This is a genomic window from Flavobacterium sp. WC2509 (genome assembly GCF_052683105.1).
Genome location: NZ_JBQZFG010000001.1, coordinates 771,371 through 796,079 on the forward strand (window position 1 = coordinate 771,371; position 24,709 = coordinate 796,079).

The 24,709-nt window shown below is 32.8% G+C and carries 16 protein-coding genes; 9 read left to right on the plus strand and 7 right to left on the minus strand.

Annotated elements, in window-relative coordinates; all coding sequences use genetic code 11:
- The first annotated feature begins 142 nt into the window (after window positions 1-142).
- A complete protein-coding gene (locus ACUN3A_RS02925) occupies window positions 143-2,512 on the plus strand; it encodes a GAF domain-containing protein (RefSeq protein WP_445549858.1) in 2,370 nt (789 codons plus the stop codon).
- Window positions 2,513-2,598: 86 nt separating this feature from the next.
- A complete protein-coding gene (locus tag ACUN3A_RS02930) occupies window positions 2,599-4,149 on the plus strand; it encodes a hypothetical protein (RefSeq protein ID WP_445549859.1) in 1,551 nt (516 codons plus the stop codon).
- Window positions 4,150-4,230: 81 nt separating this feature from the next.
- Here ACUN3A_RS02930 and ACUN3A_RS02935 read toward each other — a convergent pair whose 3' ends face one another.
- Both ACUN3A_RS02935 and ACUN3A_RS02940 read right to left on the minus strand, forming a co-directional pair.
- Window positions 4,231-4,653, minus strand: coding sequence for a YMGG-like glycine zipper-containing protein (locus tag ACUN3A_RS02935; RefSeq protein WP_445549860.1), 423 nt, complete (start codon window positions 4,651-4,653; stop codon window positions 4,231-4,233).
- A gap of 107 nt (window positions 4,654-4,760) precedes the next feature.
- Entirely contained in the window at window positions 4,761-5,945 is a 1,185-nt protein-coding gene (locus ACUN3A_RS02940; protein WP_445549861.1) for a Pycsar system effector family protein, read from the minus strand.
- A 26-nt stretch (window positions 5,946-5,971) separates the two neighbouring features.
- Here ACUN3A_RS02940 and ACUN3A_RS02945 point away from each other — a divergent pair, with 26 nt between their 5' ends.
- The gene (locus tag ACUN3A_RS02945; protein ID WP_445549862.1) at window positions 5,972-9,706 is read left to right on the plus strand and encodes a metallophosphoesterase; all 3,735 of its coding nucleotides are present in this window, start codon (window positions 5,972-5,974) and stop codon (window positions 9,704-9,706) included.
- Between the two features lie 69 nt (window positions 9,707-9,775).
- Here ACUN3A_RS02945 and ACUN3A_RS02950 read toward each other — a convergent pair whose 3' ends face one another.
- The 3 genes from ACUN3A_RS02950 to ACUN3A_RS02960 all read right to left on the minus strand — a co-directional run bounded on the left by ACUN3A_RS02950 (window position 9,776) and on the right by ACUN3A_RS02960 (window position 17,165).
- A complete protein-coding gene (locus ACUN3A_RS02950) occupies window positions 9,776-10,633 on the minus strand; it encodes a hypothetical protein (protein ID WP_445549863.1) in 858 nt (285 codons plus the stop codon).
- A gap of 95 nt (window positions 10,634-10,728) precedes the next feature.
- A complete protein-coding gene (gene abc-f, locus ACUN3A_RS02955; protein WP_445549864.1) occupies window positions 10,729-12,318 on the minus strand; it encodes a ribosomal protection-like ABC-F family protein in 1,590 nt (529 codons plus the stop codon).
- A gap of 287 nt (window positions 12,319-12,605) precedes the next feature.
- Window positions 12,606-17,165 carry a rhamnogalacturonan lyase family protein gene (locus tag ACUN3A_RS02960; RefSeq protein WP_445549865.1) on the minus strand — a complete coding sequence of 1,520 codons (4,560 nt, stop codon included), beginning with the start codon at window positions 17,163-17,165 and terminating at the stop codon, window positions 12,606-12,608.
- Between the two features lie 620 nt (window positions 17,166-17,785).
- On the opposite strand from ACUN3A_RS02960, the gene ACUN3A_RS02965 reads away from it, so the two are divergent.
- From ACUN3A_RS02965 to ACUN3A_RS02980, 4 genes are all read left to right on the plus strand, one after another.
- On the plus strand, window positions 17,786-18,349 hold the full coding sequence (locus ACUN3A_RS02965) for a DUF6642 family protein (RefSeq protein WP_445549866.1): 564 nt from the start codon (window positions 17,786-17,788) through the stop codon (window positions 18,347-18,349).
- Window positions 18,350-18,444: 95 nt separating this feature from the next.
- Entirely contained in the window at window positions 18,445-18,864 is a 420-nt protein-coding gene (locus ACUN3A_RS02970; RefSeq protein WP_445549867.1) for a hypothetical protein, read from the plus strand.
- A gap of 109 nt (window positions 18,865-18,973) precedes the next feature.
- The gene (locus tag ACUN3A_RS02975; RefSeq protein WP_445549868.1) at window positions 18,974-19,408 is read left to right on the plus strand and encodes an acyl-CoA thioesterase; all 435 of its coding nucleotides are present in this window, start codon (window positions 18,974-18,976) and stop codon (window positions 19,406-19,408) included.
- A 22-nt stretch (window positions 19,409-19,430) separates the two neighbouring features.
- Window positions 19,431-19,820 (plus strand): DUF1398 domain-containing protein, encoded by a 390-nt coding sequence (locus ACUN3A_RS02980; protein ID WP_445549869.1) that lies wholly within the window; start codon window positions 19,431-19,433, stop codon window positions 19,818-19,820.
- Between the two features lie 63 nt (window positions 19,821-19,883).
- Here the strand turns inward: ACUN3A_RS02980 and katG are convergent, their stop codons facing one another.
- The gene (katG, locus tag ACUN3A_RS02985; RefSeq protein ID WP_445549870.1) at window positions 19,884-22,169 is read right to left on the minus strand and encodes a catalase/peroxidase HPI; all 2,286 of its coding nucleotides are present in this window, start codon (window positions 22,167-22,169) and stop codon (window positions 19,884-19,886) included.
- Window positions 22,170-22,418: 249 nt separating this feature from the next.
- On the opposite strand from katG, the gene ACUN3A_RS02990 reads away from it, so the two are divergent.
- A complete protein-coding gene (locus tag ACUN3A_RS02990; RefSeq protein ID WP_445549871.1) occupies window positions 22,419-22,787 on the plus strand; it encodes an iron chaperone in 369 nt (122 codons plus the stop codon).
- Between the two features lie 493 nt (window positions 22,788-23,280).
- The gene (locus ACUN3A_RS02995; RefSeq protein WP_445549872.1) at window positions 23,281-24,183 is read left to right on the plus strand and encodes a helix-turn-helix domain-containing protein; all 903 of its coding nucleotides are present in this window, start codon (window positions 23,281-23,283) and stop codon (window positions 24,181-24,183) included.
- A 27-nt stretch (window positions 24,184-24,210) separates the two neighbouring features.
- On the opposite strand, the gene ACUN3A_RS03000 is transcribed toward ACUN3A_RS02995, so the two are convergent.
- Window positions 24,211-24,429, minus strand: coding sequence for a hypothetical protein (locus tag ACUN3A_RS03000; RefSeq protein WP_445549873.1), 219 nt, complete (start codon window positions 24,427-24,429; stop codon window positions 24,211-24,213).
- Window positions 24,430-24,709 lie beyond the last annotated feature (280 nt).

Below are 24,709 nucleotides of genomic sequence, written 5' to 3' on the forward strand. Positions count from 1 at the left end.
ATTTATGCATAAAACATATTAAACTAAACAAATTTATATTTTAGTCCATTCCCCTTTTGAATTACAGTACAGCATTCGTCATTATTTCATATATTTATCTTTATTACCAGCCATAATTTTACTTTTAGAAAACTTACCTGTTATGAGCAATACTGCATTCACAAAAAGCCCATTTAAAACGCTGATTTCCTTTCATAAATTGATAGAAAATCTGGAAAAAATTGCTGCAACCAATGTGGATTATCGCTCCAATTATGCCAAAGCTTTACTCAAAGAAATTGAACCTTATCCTGAATTCAGAGAAGGAATTCCCGATTTGAACTTTATAAATAAACACGAAGAACTAATCCATAATTTATTTGCGGACCTCTTCCCTACTGCATTAACAAATAACGAGATTAAAGCCATAACTATTCCTTTCCAAAATGTGACTTTTAATTATTCTGAAAGGTTTAAAAGAATCCTTCAAAATGCAGGAATGACATTTGACATGGAAATACGTGATTTTGAAGAGGATCAATTTTATATTCTTAATTGCATACTGATTTTAAATGCAGTTTACGGTCAGAATTTTGATTTCAACAAACCTTTATTCTACGATATTCCAAATGCAAATGGTGTAATGTATCACTACAGAATTTTATATAATGCCGATTTTATTGAAATTATCCCAACTCAAAATGCGCCAAAAATTACTCAGGACGATATTAATCTGTTGATGAATAATTATGATAATATTGAACTTTGGAAAGAGAAATTCCCTCTTCAAAGTTGGATATTAAAAGGATTTGGAATAGTAAGCCTTTTTGATGTTACCCGAGAAAGTGCTGTCTCAAATTTAAAAAGTAATCTTTTAAGAGCAAAATCGCCGCAAACAGAATCTGGAATCAGTTTTGAATCCATTTTTAAATCGATTTTTAAAATCCCTGATTTAGGAATTGGTTTTATTCTATACGACGAAGAAGAAAACAAATTTACAATCCCGCCTTACACTGATAAAGTCACCAAAAGTTACATTTTGAATGATATTGGGGAAATGGATTGTAAAAACGGTATTTATGGTCATTGTCTTAAAACCATTATAGAAAATAAAAAAAACATTATAATTTCTGATGTTGAACAATTTTCAAAAATTCAAGGAAATGAAACGCTAGGACATCATTTACTACAACAAAATATACAAAGTTGCATTTTTGCACCAGTCATAAAAGACGACACCCTTCTTGGGATTATTGAATTGGTTTCATCAAAACCAAAAGCCCTAAATAGCATTAATGCAATCAATTTGGATTTGTTTTTACCTTATTTGGTTGATAATCTCGAAAGCTATAAGATTGATAAACAAAACCAAATTGAAGCCATTATTCAAAGAGAATATACAGCCATTCATTCTAGTGTTTATTGGAAATTTAAAAGAGAAGCTCTGAAATATTTTCAGTCAAACTCTCCTTCAAAAGATTATATTTTTAAAGAAATTATATTCAAAGAAGTCTATCCATTGTATGGTCAAATTGATATTAAAGGCTCTTCTGAACATCGAAATAAAACGGTAAAAGAAGATTTAAAAAATCAATTAAACACGCTTATAAATCTCTTTGAAAGTCAAAAATCAAATGAAAGTTTCATTTTGCTGGAACAACGAATATTTGAATTACAATCTTTTAACACCGAACTCGATTCTATATTAAAAGCAGATACAGAACAACAAATTCAGAATTATATTGAAACCGAAATTCATCCGATACTCCAAAACACCGAAATGGATGTGGAACATGAAATCGAAAAACAACACTATTTTGATAGCTTGGATGAAAAAACAAAAATGTTCTATCAATCTCGAAAGAAATTTGATAATACCATGTCTATTATCAATAAAAAATTAGCTGCTATTTTGGACCAAAAGCAAATAGACGCCCAATTAATTTACCCGCATTATTATGAACGTTTTAAAACCGACGGCGTAGAACACAACCTTTATATTGGCGAATCTATTGCCCCAACAAAACCTTTTGATAATCTGTATTTAAATAATCTAAGGCTTTGGCAACTGCAAACATTGTGCGAAATGGAACTGGAACACCATCAGCTCAAAGCTACTTTGCCTTATGAATTGGATGTAACTTCACTAATTTTAGTATTTAGTTCCCCTATTTCTATTCGTTTTCGAATGGATGAAAAACGTTTTGATGTTGACGGAACTTATAATGCCCGTTATGAAGTGGTCAAAAAACGCATCGATAAAGCAACAATAAAAGGGACAAAAGAAAGAATAACCCAAAAAGAAAAAATCACTATTGTGTACTCTCATAATTCGGAACAAAACGAATATTTGAAATACATCAAATACCTGCAATTCAAAAAAATATTAGAGCCAACTATTGAGCAATTCGAAGTTGAAGAACTTCAAGGCGTATCAGGATTAAGAGCAATTCGGGTAAAAGTAATTAATACCAATATCCCAAATTATAAACAAGATAGTACTTACCAAGATTTAGTAAACGAACAGAATTAAAACTCATAAAACTTACCATTAATTATGTAAATAGCGATAGGCTTTAAAACTTTAAATTTATAGTTTTTAAAATCAAATAACTGGAAATGACTTTAACCAAAAAAATCATCCTCGGAATTGTTGCTTTTTTAGCACTATTGCTTTTAGCCAATTTTGGTTTGAATTTTTGGCTTACAAACCAGCTTCCTAAAATTATAAAAGAAAACAACGAAACTCCTTATAACATTGATTATAAAGAGCTAAAAATTGATTTACTTCCAGCCAATATTTACATTTCTAATGCGGTAGTACTTCCTAAAATAAAACCCAAAAACAGTATTGACAAAATTGGAGTTTATGCTAAAACTGAATCCATTACTATAACTAATTTTAGCATTTGGAATTTACTTTTTAATGATATTATAAAAGCTCAAAGCATCACAATTGATAAACCCAATGTCATTTTATACAAAAAAGACAAGAACACTCGTAATGTTAGAAAAGAGGTCGTTGAGCCATTTGAGAAAATTATTATAGTGTCTAATATTTTCTTAAACAAAGGAAAACTTGCTGTTATTTCTACACAAGATGATAAAACCATTCTTAGTACCCAAAACATCACTACAAAAATAGAAGATATCGTAATTACTGATGCGGTATTGGAACGTTCCATTCCATTTTTATTCGATAAATACGTTGTAAATTGTGACAGTCTGTATTTCAAACCTAATGATTTTTACACGATTAAAGCGCATGAAATACGAACTACAAATCATACGCTACACATAAAGGATTTCGAATATTTACCAGAATATTCCCGCGCTGAATTTGTAAAAAAGATACCAAAAGAGAAAGATCTTTTTACTATTAAAGCATCTTCATTAGATATAAAATCAATGGATTGGGGATTTAAAAATGATGTTTTTTTCTTTAATGCCAAATCATTAATTCTAGATGGTGTAAACGCTAATATTTATCGCAACAAAATTCCCGAAGATGATTTAAGTAAAAAGCCATTGTATAACGCATTACTTCGAAAAATAAAATTTCCGTTGCAAATAGATACACTTTTAATCCATCATTCTAAATTAGTTTACGAAGAAGAAATCAATTTTAAGAAAGGACCGGCCAAATTAACATTTGATCATTTTGATTTGAAAGCAACTCACATTAAAAGTGGTTTTGGCCTAAAAAAAACTGCTGATGTTGATATCAAAATCAATTGCCGTTTTATGAAAAATTCACCATTGAAAGTGCATTGGACATTCAATGTACTTGATAAAAAAGATGGTTTTACGATAAAAGGTAGAATTCAAAATTTTGACATTAAGGCATTGTACCAATTTACAAAACCTTATATCAATGCTTCTTTTGATGGTGTTTTTAAGTCCTATACTTTTAATATTGTTGGTAATGACAAAAACGCACACGGTAATGCCAGTTTAGAATACCACGATCTAAATGTGACTTTATACAAAAAAGAAGATCCTGATAAAAAAGCCAAATTAAAAAGTACTGTTGCCAATTTACTTCTAAAAAATGATTCAGATGGAAAATCAGAAGAAGCAAAAATAGAATTAGAACGAATTCAGGAGAAGTCTTTCTATAATTTTTTATGGAGAAGCATTGCCGAATCTTTAAAAAAGATACTGATTTAAAAATTGAATTTTTCAAACATAAAAAGAGCCTTTGAATTTCGATTGAAATTCAAAGGCTCTTTTGTAAAAATAATAATTTATTTATTTCTCTTTATTTTTTGCACTGTCATCAATAATAGCTCCTGTTCCCGCACCAACTCCGGCACCAACTAGTCCACCTATTATTGCACCTTGTCCTTTTTTCTCACTCACAATTGCACCAGTTGCAGCACCAACACCAGCGCCAATTACGGCTCCTTTTGCTGCTCCGCTCCATCCTTTCTTTTTAGCAGGAGCCACAGCAGTGGATGCAGGTTGATTTACTACAGTTACATTTTGGGGGCGTTCTTTTTTTTCTTCAATTTTTGCCATTTCTAACTGCATCGAATCAATAACTTTTTGCCTATTGATTTCCGTTTTCATAGAATCAATACTAGCTTGTTTTGCTCTATTGATCTCTTCATTCTGTTGTTTCTGACAGGAAGCAAACACTAATACTAAAAATATTATAGATAAAGATTTCATAATTACAAAGTTTAAGTTCACTACAAAGTAAGAACTTAAAACTATGATATGAATTACAGAATTATGATGCTTTATTACAAAATTAATGGTGAAAAAACTTCAGAAAATTAAATGCTAATTGCTTTAAAAGCGATTATAAAAGCAATTACCGAAAGTACCAATCCAAACATGAAAACATTATAACCAATTCGCAATAATCTGTATTTTTTTTCTAATACTATTCCTAAAAAATACAAATCCTTAATTAATGAATTATAAAGATATTCTCGATCTTTCATCATATCATTCATAGCCCATTGATAGTCTTTCAAAGGCATTTTATAAAAATTTCCAAAGAACAAAAGATTTGTATTCCTATCTTCTACATCTTTTTTAGTAAAAACCCCTTTGGTCACTTTTGGCCGTGTAGAGAGGATGGCAAAAATAATAGTAATAACACTAGACATCAACATAATGAAAGTAGGAACAACCAAATGTGCATTTTTTGGGCTATCCAATTTTGGAATCAAAACAGAGAGAGCTATCGAAATAATAATAGCATTTACCGAAAGTAAAATATTAGCCTTACTATCAGCAATACCGCTCAAACGCGTATGATTTCCTAACGTTACCCGAAATAAAGTATCAATACCACGATCTGGTTTTTCTTCTTTGATCTTCTTCTTTTCTACTTCTTCTATTTCTTTCGCTTTTTTCAATTCTTGTTTATTGAGTTTTTTTTGAACCATCTCTATATTTTTCTCTTTTAAAGGCTGCCATTTTTTCAAAGCATAATCCGTATAAAATTGATGTTTATTCATTAAAAAATTAAGATTCTCTTTTGCCCATTCTAAACTGTCAAAAGAAAGATTCATCGTATTTTTTAACTCAAAACGTAATAATTCACAAGTTGAAGTATATTCTAAACTCGTAATATGAACAAAGTCAGCATCTTTTATTATTTTTTCTAACTGGTTTTGAGGTACATAAAATTTTGAAGTCGCCAAAATAAGTTTAGAAACCGCTGTTATAAACTCATCGGACTGCCCTTTTTCTTTTAAAAAATTAGTAGCAATCTTTACGCTTTCCTCTTCGTGGTCTTCTACACCATTGATATAACCTGTGTCATGAAACCAAGCAGCTACCAAAAGCATTTCTTTTTCTATCCCTTCTACGTTGTCCTTGATACAAAGTTTATTAACTGCACCAACCACATTAAGAGTATGATTTAAATTATGGTAAGAATATAGATTAGATAGTTTATCTTTGAGTAAATTACTGACCAAATCTTCTGATTGTTCTACTAGATTCATAAAGAATATTTTAATCTGACTAAATTATGAAATTGTTTCTGGATAATCGTTTTATTACTTCAATTAAAAATTATTCTACCACTATAGCTTTATTGATTATACTGAGTTCCTGTGCGACACATAAACCTCAATACGGAAAAAATGTGAGTGCCAATGAAAATGAAAACGCAACTGATACTATAAAAATTACACACACTTTTTATTTAATTGGAGATGCAGGAAATGCAGATGAAGAACAAGCGCAGCAAACGCTGGAATTATTACATCAAAAATTAAAAAAATCGAATAAAAAAGCCACTTTACTTTTCTTAGGCGATAATATATATCCTAAAGGTTTTCCTAGCGATAATAATGCATCCGAAAAAGCTTTAGCAGAAAAAAAATTAACGAATCAATTAAAATTAACCGAAGGGTTTAAAGGAAAGACTATTGTTATTCCTGGAAACCATGATTGGTATAGTGGCAGCAAAGGACTGGAACATCAGGCCGATTTTGTAACTAAATATTTAAATGATAAAAAAGCTTTTTTACCTAGAAAAAGCTGCCCGATTGAAGATGTGAAAATTGACAGTCTCACCGCTTTGATAACTATTGATAGCGAATGGTTTCTAGAAGATTGGAATAATCACCCAACAATAAACGACAATTGCGACATCAAAACCAGAGAAGGTTTTTTTGATGAACTGGAAAATCTATTGAATAAAAATCAGGAAAAAACAGTTATCATTGCGATTCATCATCCTTTGTTTAGTAATGGGACTCATGGAGGACAGTTTTCATTAGAAAAACAATTATTTCCTTTGGAACAAAAAATCCCGCTTCCTGTAATAGGTTCCTTTATTAATTTGTTACGAAAAACTTCTGGAGTGAGTCCTCAGGATCTTCAAAACAAACAATATACCATTTATGCCAAGAGAATTAAAACACTTTTACAAAGGCAGAAAAATGTAATCGTAGTTTCTGGACACGATCATAATCTTCAATATATCAACAAAGAAAATATTCCACAGATTATTAGTGGTGCCGGTTCCAAATCTGAAGCTGCAAGAGCCATTAATCCAGGTGATTTTTCATACGGAGGAAATGGATATGCAGTGCTTACTTTATTTAAAAGTGGTGATGCAAAAGTGGCTTACTTTGGAAATGAAAATAATACAGAAAAATTGCTGTTTGAACATGAAATTATAAAAGCCAAAGAGATTAATTGGGCAGCTGATACTCCAAATAATTTTCCGCCAAGTTTCGTTACTTCAATTTATTCTGAAGAAATGACGCAAAAGAGTTTAGTCCATAAATTTTTATTCGGAAATCATTACAGAAAATATTACAGTTTACCAATCGAAGCTAAAACCGTTGTTTTAGACACACTTTTTGGAGGTCTGAAACCTATTCGTGAAGGTGGAGGACATCAATCCGTTTCGCTTAGAATGGCTGATTCAAAAGGAAGAGAATATGTGATGCGTGGCATGAAAAAAAGTGCAACACAGTTTTTACAGTCAGTAGCTTTCAAAGATCAATATATAGTAAATGATTTTGAGGATACTTATGCTGAAAATTTCCTGTTGGATTTTTACACAACTTCTCATCCATATACGCCATTTGCTGTTGGCGATATGGCAGAAAAATTGGGAATAGCTCATACAAATCCGGTCTTATATTATATCCCAAAACAAAAAAAATTGGGAGAATTTAATGCAAATTTTGGTGACGCATTATACATGATAGAAGAGCGTCCTGGAGACAACCATTTGGATGTAAAAAGTTTTGGCAACCCAACAGATATTATCGGTACCGATGATATGATGCAGAATCTTCATAAAGACGAAAAATATAGTGTCGATGAAAAAGAATATATAAAAGCCCGTTTATTTGACATGTTGATTGGAGATTGGGACAGACACAGTGATCAATGGCGTTGGGGAGAATACAAAAAAGATGGTAAAGTAATTTACAAACCAATTCCACGAGATCGCGATCAGGCTTTTTCAAAGTATGATGGAACATTACTTTCGCTTTTAATGAATATTCCTGCGCTTCGTCACATGCGAACTTTTAAAAAAGAAATTGACAATGTAAAATGGCTTAATAGAGAACCTTATCCACTTGATTTAGCTTTTCTAAGAACTGCTGACGAAAAAGATTGGTTAGTTCAAGCCAAATATATTCAGGAGCATTTAACAGACAATGATATTGATGATGCTTTTAAATCACTTCCAAAAGAAGTTCAAGATGAAACTATTGAAGATATTAAGGCTAAATTAAAAAACAGAAAAAAAGAACTTCAGAAATATGCTTCGGAATATTTTGATGTTTTGAGTAAAACTGTAATGATTGCTGGAACCGATAAAAAAGACAAATTTATCATTAATCATAACGCTAGTAAAAATATCGAAATTCAGGTTTTTAGAGTAAAAAAAGAAGGTGACGAATTAGTTTATACCAAAAATGTCAACGACGCTAAAACTAAAAATTTATGGATTTATGGTTTGGATGATAATGACATATTTCAGGTTATTGGTAAGAAAAAATCGAATATAAAAATTCGCTTAATCGGAGGACAAAACAATGATATTTATAACGTTGAGAACGGAAAAAGAGTTATCGTGTATGATTTTAAATCAAAAGAAAACACCTATAATTTAGATTCTAAAACCCAAACTCAACTGACGGATGATTATGATGTGAATTTATACAATTACGAAAGACCAAAATATAATGTCATTTCTGGAATTCCAAACATTGGTTATAATCCCGATGATGGCGTAAAAATGGGTATTAATGTAAACTATACGGTTAACAATTTTAAACAGAATCCATATACACAAAGACACATTTTAAATGCCTTCTATTACTTTGCAACTGGTGGACTTGAGTTTAATTATGTTGCACATTTTCCTGGCTTGTTAGGAAAATGGGTTATTGATGTCGAATCGCAATACACAACTCCCAATTTTGCGAAGAACTATTTTGGGTATGGAAACGAAACTCCAAATTATGATCAGGAATTGGGTATGGATTACAACAGAGTCCGCATTCAGCAGTTAAAAGTTGCTGGTGCTATTCGCCATGTCGGCCGTTATGGAAGCGAATTTAGTTTTCAGCCATTTTTGGAAAGAATGAAAATAGAAGAAACCGAAGATCGATTTATAAACACTCTGAATGGTATTGATCCTGATGTTTTTAACGCTAAGACTTTTGGTGGTGCAAAAATCAAATATAGTTTTAGAAATTCTGATTTTAAAGCAAAACCTACTTTAGGAATAGCTTTTGGAATTGAGGCCAGCTGGACAGCAAATTTAGAAGACACCAAACAAAACTTCCCAACACTGGAAAGTCTTTTGGGTTTTACTCATAAAATTGACAAAAACGGAAAATTAATTTTAGCTACATACCTGAAAGGAAAAACAATTTTTAATAACAATTATGAGTTCTATCAAGGTGCTACCTTAGGAGGTGATAAAGATTTACGCGGGTATAGAAACGAGCGATTTTTAGGAAATTCCTATTTTTCTCAAAGTAGTGATGTAAGACTTACTATTGGTAAAATTCAACGTACAATTGTACCTATGACGTACGGAATTTTAGGTGGCTTTGATTACGGAAGAATCTGGCTTGAAGGTGAAGATTCTAGAAAATGGCATAATGATTATGGCGGCGGACTTTGGTTAAATGCCGTAAATACTATAACAGCTCGAATTACCTATTTTAAATCTTCTGATGAAGCTGGAAGAGTTATTTTTGGAGCAGCATATAGTTTTTAGGAAAGTTACTAAGTTACTAAGATTCTAAGTCAAAAACTTAGTTACTTAGAATCTTAGCAACTTTATTTATCACTTCAACTTAAACTCATAAACATTACCTCCTATCTTCTTTGTTTTTTCGTCGGCAATTAAAAGTGTATTATTGTCTTTAAAAACTATCGCTTCTTTTTGCGAAAAGTGATTCAGTTTTATTTCTGTTTGAGAACCTTTATGAAATAAATCTCCATTGAAATTTTGAAATAAAACAATTTTATCGTGACTTAACAAAACTACTTTTTTTCCATCTGGACTAATGGTTGCACTTGTCAGCACGCAATGATTGTAGTTATCACAGGTTTTAAATTCGCCAATCTTTGTTGCTTTTTGAGTGCCTGGCGCATTTAAAATTTTATAAATAAAAGCTGTTCCGTCAAAATCCTTACTTCTATTTTTTGTAAAAAGGTAAAAGTAATTTTGGTATTCAAAAAAACCTTCAACATCGTAAAATAGTTCTTTTTTCTTTGGTGGAAATTCAGTCTGTTCTGGAAATGAAAAAGAAATTTTATATTCTGAAACTGCGTTTTCTTTACTCAATTCGCTTTTGGCAACTTTATAAATACATAAATCTTTACGTTCATTATCATTGTTTCCAAAATCTCCTATATAAACATTACCTATTTTATCTTTTGTAATATCTTCCCAATCTACATTTGTTGCATTGGTAACTGTAATGGTTTTTTCTAATTTCCCCTCCGAATTTAAAGCGAATATTTTATTATCATTCCCACTGTCTTCTAATGTATAAGCCAAATTCGTTTCAGGAAAATAAGTAATTCCAGAAACTTCTTTAAGTTTTTTGGGTAAACTGTAAAGTGTTGTAAGCGCATCAGAACTATTTTGACACGCCAATAAAATGAAAGCAACTGAAATCGAAATTAAATTTTTCATAATTTTCTCGAATAGACTCAAAAATAACATATAAATCTAGAATATACTAGAATTATAATCTCCATTTGATTTTTACTAAAATGATGAAAGTGTTTTTAAAGATCAATTACACGTTGAATATTAACTTGTTCTAGAAAAGTTTCATCATGAGAAACCACAATCAAAGTTCCCTGATACTCATTAATAGCAGCTGCCAATATCTCAATGTTTCGAATATCTAAATTATTAGTTGGTTCATCCAAAATAATGATATCGGGTGATTGGCTGTAAATAGTAAGGCAACAAAGTATTAAACGCATTCTTTCACCGCCGCTCAATACACTACAAGATTTGTCCCAATCCTCTTTCGTAAACAAAAAGCGATTGAGTCTCATTTTAATATCGTGTTCCTGCATTGCAGCAGTATTAAATTGTTGCGCCTGTTCGTACACTTCCAGTTTATTGTCGAGCAAAGAATAATCCTGATCAATATAAATCGATTTACTTTCGGTTCGGTACGTTGTTCCCGATTGTGGTTCTAAACTCCCTAAAATTAGTTTGATTAAAGTCGTTTTTCCAGAGCCATTTTTTCCTTTCAGCGCAATCCGTTCTCCACTTGTGATTTGAAAATTCTGATTGTGTTTCCAAAGTGCTTGACCGTTGTTATAACTAAAATTTACATTCGTTGCAGTAAATACTATTTTGCCTTTGTGTAATACCGAATTATCAACACCGAATTTCATTTTATCAAAATCAGGTAAAGTAGAACGTAACTCTTGTAATTCCTTCGAAATACCTCCAATTTTTTCAGCGTGAACTGTCTTCATTTTTGAAGTACTGTTCTCCGCATTGTTTCGTAAAGTATTCATCATTATTCGGGAAACACCTGATTTTTCTTGTTTTCCTTTTCCACGACTGTCTAATTTTTGTTGTCGTTCTAAAGTTTCAGATTCTTTCTCTTTGGCTTTTCGCAAAGCCTTTTCTTTGCTTTGAATATCTTGATTTAAAGCGTTGTTTTCTATTTGCTTTTGTTCGGCATAAAAATCATAATTGCCACCATATACTTTAATCCCGTGTTTACTCAATTCACAAACCGAATCCAAAAAGTTCAGCAGTTTTCGGTCATGACTCACTACAATCAAAGTACATTTTGTTGATTGAATAAAATCATACAACAATTGTCTGCCTGAAACATCCAAATGATTACTCGGTTCATCTAATAAAATCAATTCCGGTTGATGAATAGAAATACCAGCCAAGAAAACTTTAGCTTTTTGCCCACCACTTAGCGTTTCCATTTTTTGAGTTAAATCCAAATCATTAAGCTGCCAATATTTTAAAGCTTCGTTACAGCGGTTTTCAATGGTCCAATCATCATGCAGTATTTCAAAATTTTCTTCGGCTGTATTTCCGTTCAAAATTTCTTTTAATGCATTGAGTTTACCTTCAATTTGTAATGCTTGTGCAATAGTTAGATGATTATATTGTCCGAAAATTTGAGGTACATAATAGGGTGCCGTATCAACGATTATTTTTCCTTGCGAGGGTAGTAATTCTTTTGCTATAATTTTAAGCAAGGTCGATTTTCCGGTTCCATTACTGCCAATTAAAGCAGTTTTGTCACGATTATTTATAGTGAGATTAATGTCCTCAAACAATAAATTTTTATTGAGATGGGTATATGAAATGTGTTGTAAGGTTAACATAATTTCTTTCTTTAAAGATTAAACAATGCCACAAACCGATTGATGGTTTGCGAACTATAGTTGTCTGAAAGAAATTATTTTCACATATTCGAATTCTATTTTGTTTTTTATATCTGCAAAAATAATATTTTTTTGAATAGCGTCAAATTGTATAATAACAGAATTGCATTTACCGACTGCAAATCCTTTCGATTGGTTTTTGTAACATTATTTTTTATAATTATATTAAAAAAAAACAGCTCGTTACTATTTTGCAACGAGCTGCTTAATTAATAATGAGTTCTTATTTAATTTACCAAAACTATTTTTTTAGTTACTGTACCATCAACTCCATTAATTTTAACGAAGTATACTCCACTTGAAAACCTACTAATATCAAATGATAAAGTTTGATTTCCTTTTACAAATGTAACATTACGTTGTTGAACAGTTTCTCCTTTAATATTTACTATACTTATAGTACCATCTCCTTCATTCAAACTGTTTAACTCTACTGTGAAGTTACCTGAAGTTGGATTAGGATAAACTGATGCTTCTGGCGTAACAGTATTTGAGTTAAATACAATTGTTGATAAATTAGGATCTCTAATTACAGATATAACCCCTGTAGTTTTCAATAAAGATAGATCCCAAACTAGACCAATTCCTGGTTGTGCAGGGTTAATTGCTGTAAAATTACCAGTAATATTAGTTCCGTTAAAAATTTTAAAAGTATCTCCAATAACATAAGCTACTCCACTTTGATTTGTAATTTTAAGTGTTCCATTAAGTGTTAACACATTAGCACCTGTAGAAAGAAGATCAGCTGTATCTGTTGTTGAATTCACATCACACTCATAAAAACTTCCAGCATTCAACGTTACATTTTTACTATTAGTTAGTGTTCCAAAAGATGGATAACCCGGAGCTAAAGTACCTCCGCTAGAAACTGTAATAACATTTGCTAAAATTCCAGTACCTTTTAAAGCTGCTCCATTAGCAACTGTAAGAGCACCAGTTCCTGCGCCAGTTCCTGTTGTATTATTTACAATAAGTTGCCCAGCACTTACAGTAGTCACACCTGCATAGGTATTATTTCCTGTCAATGTCAAAGATCCTGTACCAACTTTTGTAAGTAAATTTGAGGCTATAGTACCATTAAAAACCGAATTGGTGTTTTTAGCTCCAATTTCCCAATTTGCAGCTGAAAGGCTAGTTGCTGCTACACCATTTAATTCACCAAATTTGATTGTTCTTGACGAGGTTACTGAATAAGCCGTAGTTGCATAACTACTAGAAGAAGCAATTAAATTAATTGTAGCCTTACTATATCCAAAAGTATTATCCAATCTAAAATCACCATTGACATTAATAGCTCCTGAAAAAGCTGACCAATCGCCACGGAAGGCTGTACGGATAAAAGGAATGTTAAGCATCAATGTTCCTGCCCCTGTTAATGTTCCATTAAGCGTACATCTGCCATCAGGGGTAAAAGAACCCGATTTACCCGAAGGCACTACAATGTTCCAATTCGGATTATCATTTGCCTGCCTATTTTCCATGATAAAAGAACCTGATTCAATAGTTAATTTACCCAATGTTCCTAGTCCATTACCATTTCCTAAAGCTCCCCTTAAATAAAGAGTTCCATCTTTTAAAATCGTTTCTCCGGAATACGAATTTTTATATAATAAATAAAGTACGCCGGTTCCCTCTTTAATCAAATTACCTGAACCAGTAATATCTCCTTGAAAAATAGCATACTCACTTGTATTTGGAGTGTTAATCGTTGTATTTCCTGTAATGGTCAAAACACGATCAGTAGTACTGTTATGATTAATCTTCAGGGTCGAATTATTCACCACAAAATTACCCACAGTATTTGCCGTAGCGCCTATTGAAGATGGACTTCCTCCAAAATCAATAGTTGAAACAGCAAGTGTTCCACCATTTACAATGGTTTTACCAGTATAGGTACTTTTTGTTAAATTGACTGTTACTGTATTAGTATTATTTTTAATCAAATCTCCAGTACCATCAATCGAACCAGTACCATTGATTGTGTAATCAGATGTAGCGTCAAAAATTATACCTGAAGTATCAGCAAAATCTGAAAGTTGAACCGATTTTATCAATCCCGTTTCATCAAATTTAACAGTGTCTTTTGGAGTAAAACCAGTTGTGGCTCCATTCAAATCAAAATTTGTTTTATAGACATCCCATACATTATCAACAGTTCCTTTCCATGTTACTAATCCAGGACCTCTTAGACCCAAAACCTTAAGTTTTATTTGGTTATTTTCAACTAAAACTTCACTTGGTACCCCATCCAATCCAAAAATTGTAAAATCAGCGGCGTTTGCTGTAAGTGTTCCATTACATTTTATAAGACTATACGTTCCTGACTTAGCAAGACCATCTTTAAATTTGATAATCAAAGTATTTTTTCCACTAAAAGTTAAATTTCCTTTTACAACTAATGAATCATTTATTTTGGTCGCTGTAGGAACAATATCAAAAGCAAAATTATTATCTCCTGGAACAACAAGGTTACCTTCTATAATTAAAGAACCTATTAAATTGTCTGCGTTACCATTTCCTGGAGCTATTTTTCCTCCATCGATATTGTATCCTTTTTTAAGTGTAACAGCTCCTTTGAAAGTACCAATTCCACCAATAACACCTTTAGGCTCTATCGTAACATTACTTACTAAACTTCCATTTACATTTAATGTCCCTTCAGTAATTGAAGTTGCACCTGTATAATCATAATTTCCATTGAATGTAACAGCTCCAGCTAGTGCTTTTACAAATTCCATCGTTCCTGTCAATTTTCCGGTTCCTGAAAAAACATAGTCTTTTCCTTGAGGATTCATTGCAATAATCTTAGACGGAGAATAATCAGTAGTTAACTGAATTGGATTGGTATTATTTCCTCTAACATCAAACATAACTGAATCTCCATTCGAGAAAATTTTGTTCCCTGTTGTTGAAGTCCAGTTTGGCGAAGAGCTATCCCATACAGAAGTAGTCCCTTCCCAATATTTATCCGCTTTTTGTATCGGAGAAAGAGGTGGTTCTTGCATACCATCACCTATATAAAAATCAGTCAAATGTCCTTGATAATAACCTCTAACGTGCATACTATTTAAATAAGCTGGGTTTTGTGATAGCGTGTATATACGCTCATTAGTCGTAATTGGAGTGGTATATATTCTCAATTCTGTTTGGTCTGAAGATGCATAAATAACCTCTTCTCTCCAATCTCCTAGAATATCTCCAACAAAACTAGGTGTATTGGGTCCAACATTAGGATTTACACCCCAAAAACTATTATAGCCATCAATTTGAATTCTCGATTCATTATTAGTCAGATAATTCCATTTTATCATTCTTCCGTAATCCAGATTCTCAGTCAATAAATCTCCATCCCAAAAAATTCTAAAATTAGGATATGATGAAAAATTACTGGTAGAAGTAGCAGCCCCAGAAACATTATAAAGATAATCTACGAAAGTATGAAACTCATAACCCGAAAAACGAGGATCAAAATCACCTACATTTCCTCTTGCCATATCTCGGTTAGCAGGATCTTTTTGAGTTAACAGAATCTCTCCGGTTTTGGCATCACCATAATACCACATGATACCAGATTTACTATACCCTTGTTGAATTCCATACATTTCCAAACCTGGTCTTTTAGCATCTAAGTCACCAATAAAAAAACGATCTCCATGATAGATATCTTTATCTGCTAAAGTATACTTCAAAGTACCATCATCATCAATAACAAAACCTTGAGGACAGATTTCATCTTTTCCGTCGCCATCCAAATCAATAATACGTATTTGGTGTCCTGTTGGAAGTGATTTTTGTTGTTGAGCTGAAATAAATTGCCATTTTTGGACCAATGTTCCATTTTTCCAATCCCAAGCGGTCGTCATATCATTAAAATCGGTATCACCTGTTCTATTCTTAGCTTCCCAAATTAGACTTGGATGAATACCGTCTAAGTAAGCAATTCCAAAGTGACCATTCATAGGTCCTTCAACTAAATAAGGATTGTTATACTGAGTTCTTGACATCTCTGCTCCGGTCATTCCGTTTAAAACAGATATAAATTGAACGTTATTATCAGACGGATAATTCAATACAGCACCGTCTCCAAATTTTACCCCATTAGCAGTTCTAATAAGTACCTCAGCTTTGCCATCTTCATTAATATCATACACTTCAATATTATCTCCATGTCCACAATCTAATGTTGATGAACCTGGCTCATTGTTGTAGGTATTTAAACTGTTTGGACCACAATCCAACTGCCATAAGAAAGTTCCATCTTGTAAATAAGCTTCTGCTATTATAGGCAATCCTGTAGTTGATGGGAATTTGACCATAACAAAATCATAATCGCCATCCCCATCTAAATCTCCTACACGTACGTAATTTACAACATATCCCGCAGGAGTTTGATTTATTGGAATTTTCATATAGGATTGAACAGGAGTGTTTGCTGGCATCATAAACGACCTGCTTGCTGATTGCTCAATACCATTAATCACGGCTTTTACGAAATATTCATTGGATACTGTAAAATTAGCTGTTAAATCAGTAAAGTTAGTTCCTTGAGTTAGATCAGTAGTATTCAATTTTACAGGAGCTCCACCAGCTGCAGATCGGTATAAATTGAATCCGACAGTCGAAGGCTCCGTTGCAAATAAACGCCAAGATATAAAAGCCTTAGTTGAGGCCGGACGTATAGCAACCACACCTCTATCCAAGTCTTGAACAATGCGTTGCGCATTGACATTTGGCAGTGTAAAAATCATACACAAAATTAGAAATAATCTAATGTAAGTTTGTTTCATTATTTTATTTAGTTAAATAGGTTAATAATAAAACAAATCTAGAGATTACGCAGTATAATCAACTTATCAAGATTTGCCAAAACATATCAGTACCAGTCAAACAGTATAAATAACAATTAAAATAGACACTTTTTTTATAGTTTATACTTTTTAAATATTAAAAAAATAAAGTATCCACAAAACATGATTTTGACAAAATATAAAGTGTTTTGACGAGATATGAAGTGTTTTGGCGAGTTTTGATACGTTTATTTACATCCATTAAACCTAATTTTGTACTTATAATTTTAATCAATAAAAAAATCTAAAGGCTGTCTTTCGAAATTTGAGCAGCTTTTTCATATAATTCAAAAATAAAATTTCACAGTTTAATTAGTTAGCAAAAGATGCTGGGTGTTATTAGTAACATTCCAGCATTCTTTTTATTAAGAGTAAGTAACATCTAGTTTTTTTTTCATCGCAGATCCATAGATTAATATAATCTGCCTTAACTAAAATAAGGGATTGTTTATTTGTTTTTTAAAGCTAAATTTATAAATCAAATCATTTAAAATCTATTCCATTTCAATAAACAAACTCCACTACACTTTTTTATATTTGTATATTCATTATCTATTATTATGAATAACGATAAATTTATTTTCTGCCTTGAAGCAGTTCCTGACATAGAAACAAGCACTACTACCGAAGTAGTCAAAAACTTAGAACAATTAGCAATTGAACAAGGCATTACAAGTATTTACAAAACCTGTGATACTATTGAAGGATTAGAAGAAAGCCTAAATGCTTTACTTTATGATGATCATAGCTTTGGCGATTATGAAATCATTTATTTAGTGATGCCGGGTAAAAAAAACACCATTTGCCTCAATAACTACTATTACAGTTTTGAAGAAATAGCCGAACTTTTTGAAGGCAAAATGAAAGGTAAAATCGTCCATTTTGCTAATGCCAAAGTATTGGATTTAAATCAGGAAGAAGCCCAATATTTTTTGGACATTACAGGTGCCCGTGGTGTTTCGGGTTATGGTTCATCTTATAATAAAATACCTAGTAGCGGTACCATTGACAAGGCTTTCTTTAGTTTATGCCAAGAGCTAGACGATGTAATAGAAATTGTTGAAGAATTACATCAAAAACACTATGCTCTCTGTAAACTACTGGATTTTAGATTGTATTATTGAGCATAAAATAAGCTTCCTTTTTATAAAACAGTCAAAAAACTATTTTAATTTTTAATACCTTTAACTAAGATTAATAAATTAAACATTTTACATCTATGAAAAAGAAACTCATTATCACAGCACTTTTATTTGGAACATTTACATTTGCCAATGCACAAAGCATGGGAGATATTACAAAAGCAACCAATACAGCAACCTCGGCAGCTGCAAGTTCATTTGATGTTGCCAGTATTTCTAATCAGGTTATGGGGCTATTATCTCCAAAATTAAAATTAACCGATGCTCAAAAACCAGCCGTGAATTCATTAGTAAATGAGATATTAAATAAAAAGAAAAGTATTCTGCCTACCAAGAAAACTGACGCTGCAGATTATACTTCCAAAATGACTGCCACTAGAGAGTCTTTTACAGCTAAAATAAAAAAATTAATTACTCCAGCGCAATTTACTGCTCTTACCCCTTTGTTGCCTAAATCGGCTCAATCACTTACTCCTTTAGCGCAAATGTTATTTTAAAATTCAAATTTATAATAGCAAAATACCTTAAAAAGTAAACACTCCTGTTTTGCTTTTTAAGGTATTTTTGTATAAAACATAATAGCTTACAAAAAACATCCCCTTTCTTATGACAACATTTAGCAAACAATTATCCTTGCGTTGGTCTGATTTAGATCCCAATTTTCACTTACGTCATAGTGCCTATTATGATTTTGGCGCACAACATCGTGTTGAACTACTCGAACAATTAGGATTAACATTAAGAGTAATGCAAACAGAACACATTGGTCCCATATTATTTAGAGAAGAATGTGTTTTTAGAAAAGAAATCAAACTCTCAGACGTTATTATCATGCAAACGAAAATGGCAAAAATGAAAGCTGATGCTTCGCGTTGGTCTATTATTCATGAGTTTTATAAAGAAGATGTTTTGTGTGCAGTCATAACCGTAGACGGTGCCTGGATGGATACCAAACTACGAAAACTGGCCTCTCCTACTCCACAGCTTGTGGTGGATGCGCTGAGCGTTTTTCCTAAAAGTGATGATTTTATAAGTTTATAATTAATTTAAAAACCAACGAAATATGTTTACAATCGAACAAATAAAAGAGGCTCATGCTAAAGTAAAAAGTGGTGCTGATTTTCCAAATTACATACAAGATTTAATCATTTTGGGCATAAAAGGATACGATACCTTTGTAGATGATGGCCATGTTCAATATTATGGGGTAAATAATTACTCCGTTACTGCTGATGAAAAATATGATGAAATAAAAATTGCTGCATCAGCCAATAAAGAGCGGTTCATCGAATTTTTGGTGATGCACCAAGATGGTCAAACTGATTATTTAACTTTTTGCAATCATGCTGGCCAGTGCGGTATTGCCCGATGGAGAGTTGATATCATTGAAATGACCTGTACTTATTTTGATAAATCAGGTTATGAAATTTTAATTGAAAAAATTTCGGTTTAGATTAAAAAAATAAAAGGTGGCTTTAATTAGCCACCTTTTAAATAATAATCAAAAACTAGATAGTTATACTAAATCGAAACGATCTAAATTCATTACTTTATCCCATGCAGAAACAAAATCATTTATAAATTTTTCATTTGCATCACTACTAGCATATACTTCAGCTATGGCTCTTAATTCTGAATTTGATCCAAAGACAAGATCAGCTCTCGTTCCTATCCATTTCGGCTGACCTGTATTATAATCGTTCCCTGCATAAAGTTCCTTATCATCAGACAATACCTGCCATTTGGTATTCATATCCAAAAGATTTACAAAGAAATCATTAGTAAGCTGACCTGGACGATGGGTAAAAACACCATTCTTTGATCCATCAGAATTAATATCAAGCACACGCAGCCCGCCTAAAAGCACGGTTAATTCTGGTGCAGTTAGCGTCAATAAATTTGCTTTATCAATAAGAAGTTCTTCTGTAGATACAACCGATTTTGTATTGCGATAATTACGGAAACCATCTGCTTTGGGTTCAAGATACCCGAAAGATTCAACATCAGTCTGCTCTGAAGACGCATCCATACGACCCGGTACAAAAGGAACAGTTACTGAAAATCCTGCTTCTTTTGCCGCTTTCTCAACCCCAGCATTACCTGCCAAAACAATTAAATCAGCCAAAGAAATTTTTTTGCCAATTAGCTGCGAATTGTTAAATTCTGCCTGAATACTTTCAAGTTTATCCAAAACCTGTTTAAGTACAGTAGGATTGTTAACCTTCCAATCTTTTTGTGGTGCCAGTCTTATACGCGCGCCGTTTGCTCCTCCGCGTTTATCTGATCCTCTAAATGTTGAAGCTGAAGCCCATGCTGTTGCAACTAATTGCGAAGTGCTTAAACCTGTATTTATTATTTTTTCTTTTAATTGTACGATATCGTTTCCATCAATTAGTAAATGATTAACTTCTGGAATAGGATCCTGCCATAACAATTCTTCTTGAGGAACATCATCTCCAAGATAACGAGAGCGCGGTCCCATATCACGATGGGTTAACTTAAACCATGCACGAGCAAAGACATCAGCAAATTCATCTGGATTTTCAAGAAAACGGCGTGATATTTTCTCATAGGCAGGATCGAATCTTAGTGATAAGTCAGTTGTCAGCATTTTTGGTAAATGTTTTTTTGCACTGTCAAAAGCATCAGGAATAATTGCTTCGGCATTTTTTGCAATCCATTGGTGTGCACCAGCTGGACTTTTAGAAAGTTCCCATTCAAAACCAAATAAATTCTCAAAGAAGTTATTACTCCATTGCGTTGGTGTTTTTGACCATGTTACTTCCAATCCGCTTGTAATTGTATCAGCCCCTTTCCCTGAACCAAAACTGCTTTTCCATCCAAAACCTTGCAATTCCAGACCTGCTGCTTCTGGCTCTTTATCCACATGATCGGAAGGTCCTGCTCCATGGGTTTTACCAAATGTATGTCCACCAGCAATCAATGCTACCGTTTCCTCATCATTCATAGCCATACGGTCAAAAGTATCCCTTATATCTTTTGCAGCCGCAATAGGATCGGGATTACCATCAGGTCCTTCTGGATTTACATATATAAGTCCCATTTGTACAGCAGCAAGAGGTTTTTCTAAATTTCTAGAGTGAATTTGACCATCCGCATCATCATCAGATGAAACAACTCCATGATCTTTCGGCACACCATCCGAACCATTATTATAACGTTCATCTCCACCAAGCCAAGTAGTTTCAGAACCCCAATAAACGGCCTCCTCAGGTTCCCAAACATCAGCTCTTCCTCCTGCAAAACCAAAGGTTTTAAATCCCATCGATTCCAAAGCAACATTCCCAGTTAATATCATCAGATCTGCCCACGATATTTTTCTTCCGTATTTTTGTTTTATAGGCCATAATAATCTTCTTGCTTTATCAAGACTTACGTTATCCGGCCAGCTATTGAGCGGAGCAAAACGCTGTTGACCAGCACCAGCACCTCCCCTGCCATCATGAACACGATAAGTTCCTGCACTGTGCCAAGCCATTCTAACAAATAGACCGCCATAATGACCAAAGTCAGCCGGCCACCAATCTTGAGAATCTGTCATTAAATCGTGGAGGTCTTTCTTAATCGCATCTAAATCGAGGCTTTTAAACACCTCTGCATAATTAAAATCTTCCCCCATCGGATTGGATAAGGATGAATTTTGTCTAAGGATTTTTACTTGCAACTGATTTGGCCACCAATCAGTATTTTTTGTACCTGATCCAGCACCTTGTTTTGAACTACCTCCCGAAAACGGACATTTGCTTTCTCCGCTAGAATTCTGATTTGTATTACTTTCCATAATGTGATGATTTTTAAAAACTTACTTACGAATTTACCAAATTTAATTTTATGATAATATTTTTTACAATAGATAAAATTTATAGTTACAGTTCAAAAACGTAATTTAGAATTATTCTGCCTTTGACCAGAATACCTTTTTTATTTGTAATTTAGTTAATGATAAAAACACATTTATTAGAGTTTAAAATTTTCCAAATATGACTTAGCAATCATTATATAAATACCACAAACAATAAATTTTAACACTATGAAAACTGATTTCAAATCTGTTGACGAATACATCCAAACTTTTCCAAAAGACATACAATTGCTCTTGGAAAATGTCCGCGCATCGATTATCAAAAAAGCACCTGAAGCCGTTGAAAGTATATCGTATGGAATGCCTGCTTACAAAACAAACGGAAAACCTCTAGTCTATTTTGCCGGCTATAAAAAACACATCGGGTTTTATGCAACACCAACAGGACACTCGGAGTTTGCCAATGAACTTTCCAATTACAAACAGGGAAAAGGTTCGGTTCAGTTTCCTATTGACCATCCAATTCCTTATTGGCTGATAGAACAAATTGTTGTATTTAGGGTAAAGGAGAATGAGTTAAAATCTAGTAAACATTAAATGGCTAAGTTTTAGTCAAAAAAACTATGGAATACAAATATTTAGGAGCTGATACCTGCTATACGCTACAATCTTGTGAGCTGAACTCCAGCTCACAAGGATTTTCACTACTATCAGGGCTAGAGCTTTAGTATTCCTGAAAACTATTTTTATTTAAACAACAACTTTTTACGTTTTATTAAATCGCTTCCAAAAATTAAATGCCTTTCCACTTTTTACTAAAGAAACGTCACCATAAAAAAGTCTTCCTGTTTTTTCCTATAAATCTCTTTATAATTATATCCGACTCCATAATAACTAACATATCTTGTCTCAAATACAGTGCAAATTTCGCATTCCGATAGAATCTTTAAAAAAACAACTATTGGTTGTCAAAAAACAACCATAAGTAGTCTATTTACAACTAATCGTAACTGTATTTATTTGATTTCGAAAATGGATCCGAAGTATCTTTGTCGGGTAGTTTAATTAGAAAAATATAAAATAAATCGCTATGTTAAAGTCAAATAGAATTGGTGATAAAATTACCGACGCACGAAAAAAAATAAACATTTCTCAAGCCCAGCTTGCCGAACGTCTATTTATTAGTCCACAGGCAGTTGGAAAATGGGAACGAGGAGAATCAATGCCAGACATCATTACGCTTGATCGTCTCGCTGAAATTTTGGGTGTTGACCTAAACTATTTTTCCGAAAACTTTCAATCTATAGCCATCACCGCTACAGCTAATGCCCCTTTGATTGCACCATCCGCTGGGTTGCCATCCGAAAAGCAACAGGATAAACTCCGCTGGGATATGTCACGTTCAAACCTCGCTGACATTGACTTTTCTGGATTAAAAAATCTACACGAAAAATTTAGTTCTTCCAATATCCAGCGTTGTAAGTTTGTTGGTTCAGATTTATCTGGACTTCTTTTAAAAAGCAATAATGTTGATAGCTGTGATTTTTCCAGTTCAGATATCAGTGGCAGCCACATTCAACGCTCTAACATAGACAAAAATCTGTTTAAAAATTGTTCATTGAAAGAGACAGAATTTTCAGAAAGTAATATTGGTGACTGTGATTTCTCTAATACCGATTTTACCGGTGCATCGTTTAAATCCAGTAACTTCGAAAAAAACACAATCAATAATGCTATATGGAACCGTACCTCTTTTATTGGAATAAAATTTGACGATACAGTCTTCAATGGCATATTGAAAGATTGTTATTTTGAAAACTGCGGTTTTTATCGAGTAACTTTCCAGAATGCAACGCTAATCAATACTTTTTTTAAAAATAATAGCAGATGGAAACGTGTAGTGTTTATTGATTGCAAAGTAGACCAAATGACTTATGCCTTTTTAAAAAACGAAAAAGCGGATTTGTCGGGCCTCACATTACTAACAGAGTAAAATTTAGTAATTGTACTAGATTGAAGTTTAGCATACATTCTCACAAGCACTTACCAAAACTAAAGGTACTCCTATCAAAACCTTAGGACAACCTACCAAAATGATAGGAGCTCCTACTAAAACTAAAGGATCTCCTACCAAAAAGATAGCTGCTCCTACTAAAACCAAAGGAGCTCCTATCGAAACCATAGGATGACCTACTAAAACTAAAGGACCTCCTACCAAAACCATAGGACAACCTACCAAAATGACAGGAGCTCCTACCTAAAACATAGGACCTCCTATCAAAATTATAGGTACTCTTACCCTCTTACTTAGTACTTAATAAGTATTCTATACTATTTTAATCCTAAAATGTTCTTTTATGCAGTGAGTTGTGTGAAGGATGGAAGCGGCATCCTTTTCTTTTTTTTCTTTAAAAAAAGAAAAGATACAGCGGACAGCCTGACCTTGTTGCACCTGTAAATAGTATTCAAAACCAGAATGTTCTGCAACGAGGATACACCCAAAAATAACTACGTATTTA